15 protein-coding genes and 2 tRNA genes are annotated in these 12929 nt (G+C 70.2%); 3 read left to right on the forward strand and 14 right to left on the reverse strand.

Annotated elements, in window-relative coordinates:
* Positions 1-45: 45 nt before the first annotated feature.
* From PKE78_RS03065 to PKE78_RS03115, 11 genes are all read right to left on the reverse strand, one after another.
* A complete protein-coding gene (locus PKE78_RS03065; protein ID WP_271200057.1) occupies positions 46-672 on the reverse strand; it encodes a nicotinate-nucleotide adenylyltransferase in 627 nt (208 codons plus the stop codon).
* 56 nt (positions 673-728) lie between these two features.
* A complete protein-coding gene (locus PKE78_RS03070) occupies positions 729-2012 on the reverse strand; it encodes a glutamate-5-semialdehyde dehydrogenase (protein ID WP_271199372.1) in 1284 nt (427 codons plus the stop codon).
* A gap of 96 nt (positions 2013-2108) precedes the next feature.
* Complete coding sequence (gene proB / locus PKE78_RS03075; protein WP_271199373.1) at positions 2109-3233, reverse strand: glutamate 5-kinase; 1125 nt, start codon at positions 3231-3233, stop codon at positions 2109-2111.
* Entirely contained in the window at positions 3230-3538 is a 309-nt protein-coding gene (locus tag PKE78_RS03080; protein WP_271199374.1) for a type II toxin-antitoxin system VapC family toxin, read from the reverse strand. Before PKE78_RS03080 ends, proB begins: the two co-directional genes overlap by 4 nt.
* A gap of 88 nt (positions 3539-3626) precedes the next feature.
* Positions 3627-3902, reverse strand: coding sequence for a type II toxin-antitoxin system VapB family antitoxin (locus PKE78_RS03085; RefSeq protein WP_271199375.1), 276 nt, complete (start codon positions 3900-3902; stop codon positions 3627-3629).
* Between the two features lie 42 nt (positions 3903-3944).
* Positions 3945-4991, reverse strand: coding sequence for a GTPase ObgE (obgE, locus tag PKE78_RS03090; RefSeq protein ID WP_271199376.1), 1047 nt, complete (start codon positions 4989-4991; stop codon positions 3945-3947).
* A 235-nt stretch (positions 4992-5226) separates the two neighbouring features.
* Positions 5227-5766: a DUF3833 family protein gene (locus PKE78_RS03095; RefSeq protein ID WP_271199377.1), complete on the reverse strand. Its 540-nt coding sequence runs from the start codon at positions 5764-5766 to the stop codon at positions 5227-5229.
* Positions 5767-5836: 70 nt separating this feature from the next.
* Positions 5837-6964, reverse strand: coding sequence for a GNAT family N-acetyltransferase (locus PKE78_RS03100; protein WP_271199378.1), 1128 nt, complete (start codon positions 6962-6964; stop codon positions 5837-5839).
* A 131-nt stretch (positions 6965-7095) separates the two neighbouring features.
* Complete coding sequence (gene rpmA / locus PKE78_RS03105; protein WP_271199379.1) at positions 7096-7371, reverse strand: 50S ribosomal protein L27; 276 nt, start codon at positions 7369-7371, stop codon at positions 7096-7098.
* 25 nt (positions 7372-7396) lie between these two features.
* Positions 7397-7720 carry a 50S ribosomal protein L21 gene (gene rplU, locus PKE78_RS03110; RefSeq protein ID WP_271199380.1) on the reverse strand — a complete coding sequence of 108 codons (324 nt, stop codon included), beginning with the start codon at positions 7718-7720 and terminating at the stop codon, positions 7397-7399.
* A 226-nt stretch (positions 7721-7946) separates the two neighbouring features.
* The gene (locus PKE78_RS03115) at positions 7947-8453 is read right to left on the reverse strand and encodes a prolyl-tRNA synthetase associated domain-containing protein (protein ID WP_271199381.1); all 507 of its coding nucleotides are present in this window, start codon (positions 8451-8453) and stop codon (positions 7947-7949) included.
* A 299-nt stretch (positions 8454-8752) separates the two neighbouring features.
* Between PKE78_RS03115 and PKE78_RS03120 the strand changes: the two genes are divergently transcribed.
* Positions 8753-8827: transfer RNA gene (locus PKE78_RS03120), tRNA-Gly, on the forward strand.
* A 332-nt stretch (positions 8828-9159) separates the two neighbouring features.
* Here PKE78_RS03120 and selD read toward each other — a convergent pair.
* The gene (selD, locus tag PKE78_RS03125; RefSeq protein WP_271199382.1) at positions 9160-10212 is read right to left on the reverse strand and encodes a selenide, water dikinase SelD; all 1053 of its coding nucleotides are present in this window, start codon (positions 10210-10212) and stop codon (positions 9160-9162) included.
* 507 nt (positions 10213-10719) lie between these two features.
* Here selD and PKE78_RS03130 point away from each other — a divergent pair.
* On the forward strand, positions 10720-11214 hold the full coding sequence (locus PKE78_RS03130) for a pyridoxamine 5'-phosphate oxidase family protein (protein WP_271199383.1): 495 nt from the start codon (positions 10720-10722) through the stop codon (positions 11212-11214).
* Positions 11215-11266: 52 nt separating this feature from the next.
* On the opposite strand, the gene PKE78_RS03135 is transcribed toward PKE78_RS03130, so the two are convergent.
* Both PKE78_RS03135 and PKE78_RS03140 read right to left on the reverse strand, forming a co-directional pair.
* Positions 11267-11342 (reverse strand) — tRNA-Glu (locus PKE78_RS03135).
* 59 nt (positions 11343-11401) lie between these two features.
* Positions 11402-11803 carry a hypothetical protein gene (locus PKE78_RS03140; protein ID WP_271199384.1) on the reverse strand — a complete coding sequence of 134 codons (402 nt, stop codon included), beginning with the start codon at positions 11801-11803 and terminating at the stop codon, positions 11402-11404.
* Between PKE78_RS03140 and PKE78_RS03145 the strand changes: the two genes are divergently transcribed.
* Entirely contained in the window at positions 11802-12824 is a 1023-nt protein-coding gene (locus PKE78_RS03145; RefSeq protein ID WP_271199385.1) for an RluA family pseudouridine synthase, read from the forward strand. The two genes, PKE78_RS03140 and PKE78_RS03145, sit on opposite strands and share 2 nt — an antisense overlap.
* Positions 12825-12929 lie beyond the last annotated feature (105 nt).

Genomic DNA, 12929 nt, shown 5'->3' on the forward strand with positions numbered 1-12929 from the left:
TCCGTCAGCTGTCCTCAAGCCGGAGTCATCTCCAGCTCAAAAAGATTAATGGCGAAACCGCCCGTTTTTCAACTCTCGCGACGCGGGTTTCGCTTTTCGGCCGTTCACTTCTTTCCGCGCGGCCCTCAGCGCGGTCGAAGACAGCGCGGAGCGTGGCCCGTGCAGGAAGACCCAGGCCGGCGGGGCAAGCCGCGGCACGACCGCCGCCAGCCGCTCCGGAACGCGGGCGCCGGCAAGCCTGAGCGCGGCCGGCGCCCGCTTGGACCCAAGCGTGGCCCCGGGCCGGTCGACGACCGCGATCGGGGCGAGATCGGCGATGGCGCGCCAGCGCTCCCAGCGGTGGAAGCCGCCGAGATTGTCGGCGCCCATGATCCAGACGAAGGCGACGCCCGGACACCGGCGCCGCAACCAACCGAGCACGTCGAAGGTGCGCCGCGTGCCGAGCGCGGCCTCGACGCCGGTGACGACGATGCGGGGATGGTTCGCGATCCGCCGCGCCGCCGCCATGCGTTCCGCGAGAGGGCGCAGTTCGGCGCCGTCCTTCAACGGGTTGCCGGGCGTGACGAGCCACCAGACCCTGTCGAGCCGCAGCCGCCGCATGGCGACCAACGCGGCGAGGCGATGGCCCTCGTGCGGCGGATTGAACGATCCGCCGAACAGGCCGATCCGCATGCCCGGAGCGTGCGGCGGCGGGACGACCCTCCCGCAGGCGGCGCCCGAGGCCCGTTTCACGGCCGCGTCTGGCCGGTCCCGCGCACGCGGTAATTGAAGATCGTGAGCTGCTCGACGCCGACAGGCCCGCGCGCGTGCAGCCGGCCGGTGGCGATGCCGATCTCCGCGCCGAAGCCGAACTCGCCGCCGTCGGCGAACTGGGTCGAGGCGTTGTGCAGCACGATCGCGCTGTCGACCTCGGCGAGAAAACGCTCGGCGAGGTTCTCGTCGGTGGTGACGATCGCGTCGGTGTGGCGCGAACCGTAGGCGTCGATGTGATCGAGGGCTTCGTCCATCCCGTCCACCACGCGTACGGCGATGATCGCGTCGAGAAACTCCGTGCCCCAGTCGCCCTCGGTCGCCGCCGTCACGCGAGGGTCGACGGCGCGCGCTTCGGCGTCGCCGCGGACCGCGCAGCCGGCGTCGAGCAGATCGGCGACAAGCGGCGCGAGATGCGTCGCCGCCACCGCCCGGTCGACCAGCAACGTCTCCGCCGCGCCGCAGACGCCGGTGCGGCGCATCTTGGCGTTGAGCACGATCGCGCGCGCCATGTCGAGATCGGCGCCGGCGGCGACATAGACATGGTTGTTGCCGTCGAGATGGGCGAACACCGGCACCCGCGCCTCGGCCTGCACGCGCGCCACGAGGCCCTTGCCGCCGCGCGGCACGATCACGTCGAGATTGCTCCCGAGACCGGCCAGCATCTCGCCGACCGCGGCGCGGTCCCTCGTGGGCACGAGTTGGATCGCGTCCTCCGGCAGGCCGGCCTCGCGCAGGCCGAAGGCGAGCGCGGCCTGGATCGCGGCCGAGGAGCGGAAGCTGTCCGTGCCGCCGCGCAGGATCGCGGCGTTGCCGGCCTTGAGACACAGCGCGCCCGCGTCCGCCGTCACGTTCGGCCGGCTCTCGTAGATCACGCCGACGACGCCGAGCGGCGTGCGGACGCGCTCGATCGCGAGCCCGTTCGGCCGCGTCCATGCAGCCGTCACCTCGCCGACGGGATCGGCGAGGCCCGCCACCGTCTCCAACCCTTCCGCCATGCCGCTGATGCGGGCCGGCGTCAGCGTCAGGCGATCGATGAAGGACGCGGCGACGCCGGACGCGCGCGCGGCGGCGAGGTCGGCGGCGTTCGCGGCGAGGATGTCCGCCTCGCTCTCGATGAGACGACGGGCGGCGGCGGCGAGCGCGGCGTCCTTCGCCGGTCGCGGCGCGAGCGCCAGGGCCTTCGACGCCGCGCGGGCGCGCCGGCCCACCTCCAGCATGAGCGTGTCGATCTCGATGAGCCGTTCGGCGGCGGCGGACATTGCGGAACCTCCAGCGGAGGCCGGGATGTAGCGCGTTTCGGCCTTGGCGTCATTATGACGGATCGCAGGGCCGGCCTGCGACGACGTCGGTTCCGATCACGCCCCGGTCAGCACCAGATCGTCGCGATGGATGATGGCCGGCCGTCCCTTGAAGCCGAGCACCTGCTCGATCTCGGCGGTCGGCTTGCCGCGCAGGCGGTTCGCGTCGCCGGAATCGTAGGACACCAGCCCGCGCGCCACCTCGACGCCGTCCGGCGCGCGCACGATCACCGCCTCGCCGCGCGAAAAATGGCCGTCCACTCGGACGACGCCCGCCGGCAGCAGCGAACGGCCCCGGTTGAGCGCGGAGGCCGCTCCGGCGTCGACATGGATTTCGCCGCGCGGCGCGAGCACGCCGGCGATCCAGCGCTTGCGGGACTGGGCCGGATTGTCGTGCGGCAGAAACCAGGTGCAGCGGCCGCCCTGCTCGACCACCGAAAGCGGGCTGTCGACCTTGCCGGAGGCGATCATCATGTGGATTCCGGCGCCGGTCGCGATGCGGGCCGCCTCGACCTTGGTGCGCATGCCGCCGCGCGAGAACTCGGACGCGGCGCCGCCGGCGATCGCCTCCACCGAGGCGTTCACGCGCTCGACGATCGGGATCAGGGTCGCCGTCGGGTCCTGCGCCGGGGGCGCGGTGTAGAGGCCGTCGATGTCGGACAGCAGCACGAGGCAGTCCGCGCTCGCCATGGACGCGACCCGGGCGGCCAGCCGGTCGTTGTCGCCGTAGCGGATCTCGGAGGTCGCAACGGTGTCGTTCTCGTTGACGACCGGGATCGCCTTCAGCGCCAGCAGCCGGGCGAGCGTGGCGCGCGCGTTGAGGTAGCGGCGACGCTCCTCGGTGTCGCCCAGCGTCAGGAGCAGTTGCCCGGCGGTGATGTCGTGGACGCCCAGCACCTCGGACCAGGCGCGGGCGAGCGCGATCTGGCCGACGGCGGCGGCCGCCTGGCTGTCCTCGAGCCGAAGCGGGCCGCGCGGCAGGCCGAGCACCGTGCGCCCGAGCGCGATCGCGCCGGACGAGACCACGATCACTTCCGCACCGCGAGCGGCGTGCCGAGCGAGATCGGAGGCCAGGCTCTCAAGCCAGCGGCGCTTGAGCGCGCCCGCCACCTGATCGACGAGCAGCGCGGAACCGATCTTGACGACGATGCGGTTGAAGGAGGCGAGCGAGGGTGCGGTCACGGGAGCCAGGCGGGACGGATGTCGGTGTGGGTGAAGTCGTCGCCTTTGAACAACAGCGGCGAGTCATGGAACTTCGCGACCGCATAAGTCATGCAGTCGCCGAAGTTCAGCTTGGCGGGGTGTCCGCGCCCGCGGCCGTATCGTTCGAAGGCGTCGGCGGCGATGTAATGCATCTGCATCCAGAACGCGACCGGCTTGAAGGTGGACCGAGCCATCAACGACTTGATGAACTCCTCGGCTGCGCCTTGCGACAGCATTTTGCTCAAGACCAAATGCGTCTCGAAAAGCGTCGGCGTGCCTACCAACGCCCTGTGCTGTGCGATGAGATCGGAAAAAGTCCGGCCTCCGGCTCGTCGTTCGCCATGGCGACGAGCGCGGACGTATCAAGCGCGATCATATCGGCAGGCCGAACTCGTCATACATGTCGTTCATAATCTCATCCAACGTCACGCCCGGCAGACGCTTCGAGGCGGCGCGGCGAGAGATCGCTCGGATGGCGTTCGATTCGGCTTTCTGAGTGGCCGTCAATTCCGTTTGATCGCTGAATTTCGAACCATACTCGCGCAGCGCTTCGAGAACGACGTCGCTCATCGGTCGGTCGACGATCTGAGAAACCCGGCGCGCGATATCATAAGCCTCATCGCTTCTGATATTGAGTTGGCGCCCCATTGCTAGCACTCCTTCGTCGGCTGCTAGCATATAGTCATCGGCTTAAGGCCGCCACGCCTCCTCGGCGATCTTCGGCATCGCCTCGGCGGCCTCAACGCCCTTGGCCTCATCGATCACGGCGAGAAGCTGGCGCAGCGTGACGTCGACCGCTTCGCGGGAGGCCGACGACAGCGCCACCGGCGTCTTCTTCGCCGCCCGCTTCAGCCGGGCGAGCTGCTGTTTCCGCAGTTCCGGCGACAGCGCGTCGACCTTCGACAGCGCGACGATCTCCGGCTTGTCCGTCAACCCCGCGCCATAGGCCTCGAGTTCGGCGCGCACGGTCTTGTAGGCCTCGCCGGCGTGCTCCGAAGTGCCGTCGACGAGGTGTAGCAGCACCCGGCAGCGCTCCACATGGCCGAGGAAGCGGTCGCCGAGCCCTACGCCCTCATGCGCGCCTTCGATCAGGCCGGGGATGTCAGCCATGACGAACTCACGTCCGTCGACCCCAACGACGCCCAGGTTGGGATGAAGCGTGGTGAAGGGATAGTCGGCGATCTTGGGCTTCGCCGCCGAGACCGCCGCTAGGAAGGTCGACTTGCCTGCGTTCGGCAGGCCGACGAGCCCGGCGTCCGCGATCAGCTTCAGCCGCAGCCAGACCCAGCGCTCCTCGCCTTCGAGACCGGGATTGGCCCGGCGCGGCGCGCGGTTGGTCGAGGTGGTGAAATAGGCGTTGCCGAAGCCGCCGTTTCCGCCCTTCGCGAGCACGATCGACTGCCCGACCTCGGTGAAGTCGGCGAGCAGCGTCTCCTCGTCCTCGTCCAGCACCTGCGTGCCGACCGGCACCTTCAGGACCACGTCGGCGCCCTTGGCGCCGGTGCGGTTCTTGCCCATGCCGTGCACGCCGGTCTTGGCCTTGAAGTGCTGCTTGAAGCGGTAGTCGATCAGCGTGTTCAGCCCTTGGACGCACTCGACGATCACGTCGCCGCCGCGCCCGCCGTCGCCGCCGTCCGGGCCGCCGAACTCGATGAATTTCTCACGCCGGAACGACACGCAGCCGGCCCCGCCGTCGCCGGAGCGGATGTAGACTTTGGCTTGATCAAGAAATTTCATGAACGTCGCTTCGTCGTCTGGCGTGTCAGGCGCGCGAGGCTCGCGACAAACGCGTCATGCCCGCTTTTGGCGGGCGTCCACGACTTGAGCGTCGCGTTCGACGTCAGAAGAGGCTCGTGGACGCCCGCCAAAAGCGGGCATGACGGCGCGCGGCCGTGCGCAGCAGTCGGCGACCGGCCAAACTGCTTTCGCGCAAGGCTCTAGCACATTTCTCGCGCAAGCGAACGTCTGAAGGTCAGCGGCGCGGGGCGGCCATGCGGATGGCGATGTCCACCGTGCCGATGGGCACGCCGAACTTGGACACGCGGGCCTTGTTCTCGACGACGCCGGGACCGCGAAGCACCAGCGTGTCCTCGAAATGCACCTGCGCCGTGCTTCCTCCGGTGTTGAGCTTCACGTCGTAGGACAGGCGCAGGGTGTTGCCGCTCTCCACGCCCGTCGCGACGCCCACCACGTCGTCGCGACGGCCTTCGTAGCGGCCTGGGCCGACGCGGCGGAAGCGCCAGACGTGGCGCTCGGTCTCGCCGTCGGCGTAGGCGATGTCCTCGGCGAGATCGAGCCCCTGCGCGGTGCGGCGGCCGTTGAAGACCACCTTGAACGGCCGGGTCGAGCCGGTGAGCGTGTTGCGGAACACGCCCTCCCCCGTCCCCCGGCCGGCGAAGGTCCGCTCGAGCGCGAAGGCCGGCCCCGGACCGTCTTCGCCGGCGACCTTCGGCGCGCCGGCGCAGGCGGTCAGAACCAACGGAAGGGCGAGAGCGGCAAGGAACGGGCGCATGGACGATGCCTCCGGCGGGCGGGACGGTCGACATGGATACGTCGTCCGTCCCGACGCGGATGCCGCGCCGTCAGCCCCCGAAGGCGCGGAAGGCCGCCGGGGTCCATTCCCGGAACGACTGGAACGTCTCCCGGTCGAGCCGGAAGCGGTCCGCCGCCACCGGACCGCCGGTCGCAGGCCGCACGAGGCCGGAGCCCTCCCACTGAAATCCGCACCGGATGATGACCTGCCGGGACGCCCAGTCCGCCGCCCGGCAGGTTGTGCGCACCGCCCGCACGCCTCCGGTCTGGAACGCGGCCTCGAGCGCGGCCCGCGCCGCTTCTGTCATCAGGCCACGGCCGCGGTGGTCGACGCCAAGCCAGAAGCCGAGATCGACCACGCCAGCCTCGCCCGCCCGCCATCCGACCGTGCCGACCAGCGCCCCGCTCTCCTTGAGCCGCATGAGCAGCCGAAGGTTCGCCGGCCGCGGATCGCGCGCCGCGCGCAGCACGAAGCCCCGGGCTTCGTCGAGCGCGCCGAGCGCGGGCGTCTGCGCGGTCGAGAGCCCGATCGGGCGATCGGCGGCCAGCCGCGCCGTCTCCTCGGCGTCCGCCATCGTCGGCGTGCGCAGCGTCAGCCGGTCGGTCTCGATGATCGGTAGGGTCTCCGCCCAGTCCGCGCGGCGCAGCCGGCACGTCACGTGCTCGACCGTCTCCCGGCGCGCGAGCGACCGCGCCCGCATCGCGCCGTACGGCCGAAACCCCGCCTTCGCCAGCACCCGGCCGGAGGCGGGATTGTCGACCATATGCGCCGCCTCGACGACCCCGATCCGGGTCGTGGCGAAGGCGAAATCCACGAAGGACCGGATCGCGAGCGTCCCGATCCCCCTGCCCGAGTACGGCGCGCCGAGCCAGTAGCCGAGGCCGAGCGCGCCTGCGGCTGGCGTCAGCGAGACAACGCCGGCGAGCGCTCCGTCGACCGAGATCGCCGCCCGCAGGCCCGAACGGTCGGCGACGAGGCCGGCGAGCCAGGCTTCGGCGTCGGCGAGCGTGTAGGGGTGGGGAACCCGGCCGAGATTGCGGGAGACCGCGATGTCTCCCAGCAACCCGGCGATCGCCGGGGCGTCGGCGGGGGTGAGGCGGCGGAGACGGACGGACGGCTCCGCCGTCATACAGTCTTCCGCGAACAGGCTTTCGTCGAAATCGGGCGTCGGGGACATCGGACCGGGCCTTCCGAAACGGAAACGGGGGAGTACGGTTCGCCCGTCTCCCCCGTCGCATCGGACCTCGCGGTCAGCGACCGCTCCGCCGGGGGTTTTGGGCCCGGCGGGAGCGTCGTGTCAGCCCGCCGTCATTCCGCAGCTTCGGCCGCCGCAGCGGTCGTGACGTTCACGTAGGTCCGGCCATTGGCCTTGGATACGAAGAGCACCTTGCCCTCCGCGGTCGCGAACAGGGTGTGGTCCTTGCCGATGCCGACATTCGCGCCGGGATGCCACTTCGTGCCGCGCTGGCGCACGAGGATGTTGCCCGGGATGACGGCTTCGCCGCCGAACTTCTTCACGCCGAGGCGCCGGCCTTCGGAGTCGCGGCCGTTGCGGGAGGAGCCGCCTGCCTTCTTGTGAGCCATCGGAGTTCTCCTTCTCTACAGCCGCTCAGTTCTTCGACGCGCCGGTCAGGCCGACGATCTTCACGATCGTGTGGTCCTGACGGTGGCCGCGCTTGCGCTTCGAGTTCTGGCGGCGACGCTTCTTGAAGGCGATGACCTTCGCACCGCGCGCATGCTCGACGATCTCGGCCGCGACCGAGGCGCCCGAGACGAACGGAGCGCCGAACGACACGTCGTCGCCCGCGCCGATCGCGAGGATCTCGCCGAACTTCACGGTGGCGCCGGCCTCGCCCTCGAGCTTGCCGACGGTTATCACGTCGCCCTCGGCGACCCGGTGCTGCTTGCCGCCGGTCTTGATGACTGCGAACATCGTTTCATAGTCCCGTGTTCATAACGCGCTCCCGAGGCGGGATGCCCTTGGCGCGGCTTTTTGTCAGTCTGGGTCTTGCGCCCAAACGAAGAAGGCGCGGGTGAGGGTCCCCACCGCGCCAGCGCGTGTCTCTATAGCGAAAACCGGCGCCGGGTCAATCGGAAGCCGAGATCCGTGGCTCCAAACCGGCGACGGGGCCGTGGACGGTTCCCCCGCGCCACGCCCCTCAGGCCTCCGCCCGCGCAAGCTCCACGATGACCGGCTCGTGGCCGGTCGCGCGCAGGAAGCGCAGCAGGTCGTCGGGCGCGAGCGCGGTCGTCGCGGTGTTCGTCAGCGGATGCACGTTCACGAGCTCATGGCGCAGCAGCGATGCGTCGAGCCCGACCGTCACCCGCCCCTCGGCGTCGTTGATCGCTCCGAACGGCGTGACGGAGCCGGGCTCCACGCCCCAGACGCTCACGAGCAGCTCCGGCGACCCGAACGAGAACCGGCCCGACGCGCCGAGCGCCGCCGCGAGCCATTTCAGGTCGATCGTCGCTTCGGCGTCGGCGGTGAAGAGGAACAGCCGCCCCTTCCTGTCCTTCAGAAACAGGTTCTTGGTGTGGCCGCCGGGCATCCCGGCCTTGAGCGCGCGCGATTCGGCGACCGTGAACACGGCCTCATGATCGTGCGTGGCCGAAGCGATCCCGAGCTCCGCAAGCCGGGCCAGAAGCTCGTCGCGCGTCGCCGGCATGTCTCTCGCCTCCTCCCTCCGCTTCAGGCTTTGGGAAGAGGCTTATGGCCGGCCGCGCCGCGCCCGTCCATGTCCGTCCAGGGCGCGCGCTTCGGCTGCAGGGCGTCTCGACCGGGCGCGCCATCGACGGGTCACCCTCTCTCCGTCTTCGCCGCCTCCATCACGCCGGACCGCAGCCACGGCGGCCAGCGCCTTGTCCGACGGCCAGGAAAAAGGCGCGCGAAACCGCCTTGCATTCCTCCAGCGGCTGCGGCATAGGAAGCGCCTCGCCGGCCGACGCTGGCGACGGACTGAAGCGGGCGGGCGTAGCTCAGGGGTAGAGCACAACCTTGCCAAGGTTGGGGTCGTGGGTTCGAATCCCATCGCCCGCTCCAAGTCCACCAAACGTCCTGCGCGCGCTGCGGCCGAGGACGGAAACGCACATCGGTTTCGCCCGACCCATCGACGCTGCATAGCGCGATCGACGGATGACCGCGCCGGAGCGGCGCGATCACCTCGTCCGGCGTCTCGCCGCCCTGACGCCTGCTCCCGTCGCTGATCGGCAGGAGGGGGGCGCGCTTCAGCCCCCAGGCGTCATGGCCCTCTATTCTTGGGTGGATCGCGCTCGCAGCCGTTTCCGGTTGGAGCCATGACCGGCGCCTGGCCAATCGGCGCGGCTCGCCTCCCTCCCGCGATCGAGCCGACACAGTTGATATCTGTGGGCGGCTCAGGCCCGGAACGTCACCTCGGCAGGACCCTCGCCCACGCGGCCGACGACGCTCGCCGCGGCGAAGCCGGCGGCGCGGCAGGTTTCGAGCACGCGCTCAACGGCGTCGGGGGCGACGGCGACCAGCAGGCCGCCACTCGTCTGCGGGTCGCACATCAGCGCGCGGCGCCAGAGCGGGCGGTCCTCCGGCCAGCGCACGGCGTCGCCGTAGCTCGTCCAGTTGCGGCCCGAGGCGCCGGTGACGTAGCCTGCCTCAGCCAGCGCCAGAGCCCCTTCAAGCAGCGGCACGGCCGCCTCGTCGATCTCGGTTGAGACGCCGGAGCCGCGGCACATCTCGAGCAGGTGGCCTAGCAGCCCGAAGCCGGTCACGTCCGTCATGGCGTGGACGCCGTCGAGCGCGGCGAGCGCGGGACCGACGCTGTTGAGCGTAGTGGTGGAGGCGATCATGGCGCGGTAGGCGGCGTCGCCGAGTTCGCCCTTCTTCATCGCCGCCGAGAAGATCCCGACGCCCAGGCCCTTGGTCAGGACCAGCACGTCGCCGGGCTTCGCGCTCGCGTTCGTCAGCACGCGATCGGGGCGGGTCAGACCGATCGCGACCAGCCCATAGATCGGTTCGGGCGAGTCGATGGAATGTCCGCCGACGATCGGAATTCCGGCCCGGCCGCAGGTCTCGGCGCCGCCGGCGAGAATGTCCTGCGCGGTCTCGACCGGGATGGTCGAGATCGGCATGCCGACGATCGCCAGCGCGAACAGCGGCGTTCCGCCCATGGCGTAGACGTCCGACAGCGCGTTGGTGGCGGCGATGCGGCCGAACTGGAACGGGTCGTCGACGATCGGGGTGAAGAAATCGGTGGTGGCGATGATCGCCTGGTCGTCGTTCAGGCGGTAGACCGCTGCGTCGTCGGAGGTCTCGGTCCCGACCAGCAGATCGGGGCAGGCCACCGGAACCGGCATCTTTTTGAGGATGTCCTGCAGCACGGCCGGCGCGAGCTTGCAGCCGCAGCCACCGCCATGAGCCATGGAGGTGAGACGGATGGCGGGCTTGTCGTCCATGAGGGATCCTCGCGCGTTTTGCGCGGAGCCTAACGCGCCGGGCTCCCGCAAGCGAGCCGCAGCTCCCGGCGAGCCTCCGCCGTCCCGGGCGCAGGAACAAAATCGCCGCCGGAGTCGTTTCCGCTCTATCGCCACCAAAAACTCTGTCCGCCGGACATAAGGAGCGGCTCGTGAACTCGATCATTTATCTCGTCGGCCTGATCGTGATCGTCCTCGCGATCCTGTCCTTCCTCGGACTTCGCTGACGAACTAGGGCCGCACATCGAGCGTGGAGCGGTAAAACCGCCTGCCGGTCTTTTGGTGTCTTGGACTGGCGTTTGTCGCCACACGCGGCCGGCTCGAACGCACCGGTTTATGACCGGCAGCCTCACGCCGACTCGCCGGCCGCTCCTCACATTCGTAAACGCCGCGAGGTTTTGCACGCTCATCCCATCGGGGCGCGCGCAGCCATGACGCCTGCCAGCGCGCGTGCGATCAGCGCGACCCAAAGCTAATAGGAGACTAACCGTGACGACAGCCACCGACGTCGACCGCGTTTATGATCTCGCCGAGGACATCGGCGTCTGCATGCTCACCTCGAAAGCAGGCGCAGCGCTACGGGCGCGGCCTATGCACGCGAAGATCGACCGCGACGCCGGCGCCGTGACCTTTCTGACCGACGTCCGTCATCACAAGGACGACGAGATCGCGGCCGATCCCGAAGTTTGCCTCGCCTTCGCGAAGCCGGGCTCCCAAAACTACGTCTCGATCTCCGGGGTCGCCGAGGTGCTGAACGACCGCGCCGCGATCAAGGCGCGGTTTAGCGAGATGGCCAAGCTGTGGTTCCCGGAAGGTCCTGAGGACCCGAACGTACGGCTGCTGGTCGTCCGCCCCACCGCGGCGGAGTTCTGGGACGGCAAGACCAACCCGATCGCCGTCGCGTTCCAGATGGCGAAGGCGCGGCTGTCCGACGAGCGACCCGACCTTGGCGACAACCGGAAAGTGGCGATGGGCGGCAGCTGACGACGAGGCCGGAAAAAGCCGACGGTCGCGACCGCGTCCGAATTGTCAGGAATGGCGCTCCCTAGGGGACTCGAACCCCTGTTTTCGCCGTGAGAGGGCGACGTCCTAGACCGCTAGACGAAGGGAGCCTCGCGGGAGGCGCACCCTATAGCCGGGACGCGGGCCGGCATCAAGCGGCGGCGTCGGATTATTTCGCCTCGCCGCCGCGCAATGGGGCCGCGGCCGGGCCGCCAGGAACGACGTCGAGCCGGCCGACCGGCTTCAGGGAGCCGGCGTCGAAGGCGTGCACGCTGACGCGCCCCTCGACCTCGACGGTGACCAGGATGCGGCCGCCGTCCGCCGCCGTCGCCAGCACGCGCGCGCCGGCGGGAAGCGGAAGCGTCGCTTCCGTGATCCCGGCCGCGGCATGGTTCGACTTGACGACGCGGTAGGCGATCGCCGACATCACGGCGAGGAAGCCGACGCCCATCGTCAGGCCGCCGATCAGGAACAGCCGCCTCAGCCGCTGGTAGACCTGCCGGATGCGGGGGTCGTCGTCGGCCGCGATCTCGTCGATGCCCGGCTCGTTCGAACCCTGTAGCGCCGTCATGCCAGAAGCCTCATCCTCGCCCGCGGGCGTCCAGGTCGCAGCGACCGAAACGGTCGAAACCGTCACGGCCGGGCCCGACGACGCCGGCGCGCGCGCAGACCGTTTCCTCGCCGCCCGGCTGCCGGCGTTTTCGCGCGCGCGCATCCAGGCGCTCATGCGCCAGGGCGCGGTCTCCACCGGCGGCCGGACGCTAGTCGACCCCTCCGCCAGGGTCAACGCGGGCGACGCCTTCGCGGTCGCGGTTCCGCCGCCCGCCGCGGCCGAGCCCGAAGGGCAGGACATCCCCCTCGCCGTCGTGTTCGAGGACGAGCACCTCATCGTAATCGACAAGCCTGCAGGCCTCGTGGTGCACCCCGCCGCCGGCCACGCCGACGGCACGCTCGTCAACGCGCTGATCAACCATTGCGGCGCGAGCCTGTCCGGCGTCGGCGGCGTCGCGCGCCCCGGCATCGTGCACCGGCTCGACAAGGACACGTCCGGCCTGCTGGTGGTGGCGAAGCACGACGCCGCCCACCGCGCCTTGAGCGCCCAGTTCGCCGACCATGGCCGCACCGGGCCGCTGGTCCGGTCCTATCTCGCGCTGGTCTGGGGCTTGCCCGCGCGCCCGAAGGGCGTCGTCGACCTGCCGCTCGGCCGCAGCGAGCGCAACCGCGAGAAGATCGCCGTGCGCAAGGACGGCCGCGAGGCCATCACCCACTGGGAGACGCTGAGGCGCTTCGAGCGGGCGGGCGCCGCCCTGCTCGCCTGCCGGCTGGAGACCGGCCGCACCCACCAGATCCGCGTGCACATGGCCGAGCTCGGCCACCCGCTGCTTGGCGACGGCGTCTACGGCGCCTCGCACCGCACCAAGGCGTCGCGGCTCGACGACGCCGGCCGCGCGGCGCTCGCCACGCTCGGCCGCCAGGCGCTGCACGCGGCCGAACTGGGCTTCGCCCACCCCGCGACAGGCGAGGAGCTCCACTTCGAGAGCCCGGCGCCGACCGACCTCCAGCGCATGATCGACGCCCTCGACGCGCAGTGAGGCATGCATAATCGCACAGCAGCGTGAAGCGGATTTGACACCATTCCGCCGCGCTCCCGCGTTATAACTTCGACCAAAGGCGATCGGCGCGAAGGCGCGGTCGCA

It is taken from the genome of Methylopila turkensis, from assembly GCF_027922325.1.
Lineage (GTDB): Bacteria > Pseudomonadota > Alphaproteobacteria > Rhizobiales > Methylopilaceae > Methylopila > Methylopila turkensis.

Coding starts and splice junctions, on each gene's coding strand:
- PKE78_RS03095 (WP_271199377.1), bottom strand. CDS start 5,766: ATGCGCCCGTTCCTTGCCGCTCTCGCCCTTCCGTTGGTTCTGACCGCC.
- PKE78_RS03140 (WP_271199384.1), bottom strand. CDS start 11,803: ATGACGGCGCTACAGGGTTCGAACGAGCCGGGCATCGACGAGATCGCG.
- rpmA (WP_271199379.1), bottom strand. CDS start 7,371: ATGGCTCACAAGAAGGCAGGCGGCTCCTCCCGCAACGGCCGCGACTCC.
- PKE78_RS03085 (WP_271199375.1), bottom strand. CDS start 3,902: ATGGGGCGCCAACTCAATATCAGAAGCGATGAGGCTTATGATATCGCG.
- PKE78_RS03115 (WP_271199381.1), bottom strand. CDS start 8,453: ATGCCGGCGACGCGCGACGAGCTTCTGGCCCGGCTTGCGGAGCTCGGG.
- PKE78_RS03070 (WP_271199372.1), bottom strand. CDS start 2,012: ATGTCCGCCGCCGCCGAACGGCTCATCGAGATCGACACGCTCATGCTG.
- PKE78_RS03145 (WP_271199385.1), top strand. CDS start 11,802: ATGCCAGAAGCCTCATCCTCGCCCGCGGGCGTCCAGGTCGCAGCGACC.
- selD (WP_271199382.1), bottom strand. CDS start 10,212: ATGGACGACAAGCCCGCCATCCGTCTCACCTCCATGGCTCATGGCGGT.
- rplU (WP_271199380.1), bottom strand. CDS start 7,720: ATGTTCGCAGTCATCAAGACCGGCGGCAAGCAGCACCGGGTCGCCGAG.
- PKE78_RS03100 (WP_271199378.1), bottom strand. CDS start 6,964: ATGTCCCCGACGCCCGATTTCGACGAAAGCCTGTTCGCGGAAGACTGT.
- PKE78_RS03065 (WP_271200057.1), bottom strand. CDS start 672: ATGCGGATCGGCCTGTTCGGCGGATCGTTCAATCCGCCGCACGAGGGC.
- obgE (WP_271199376.1), bottom strand. CDS start 4,991: ATGAAATTTCTTGATCAAGCCAAAGTCTACATCCGCTCCGGCGACGGC.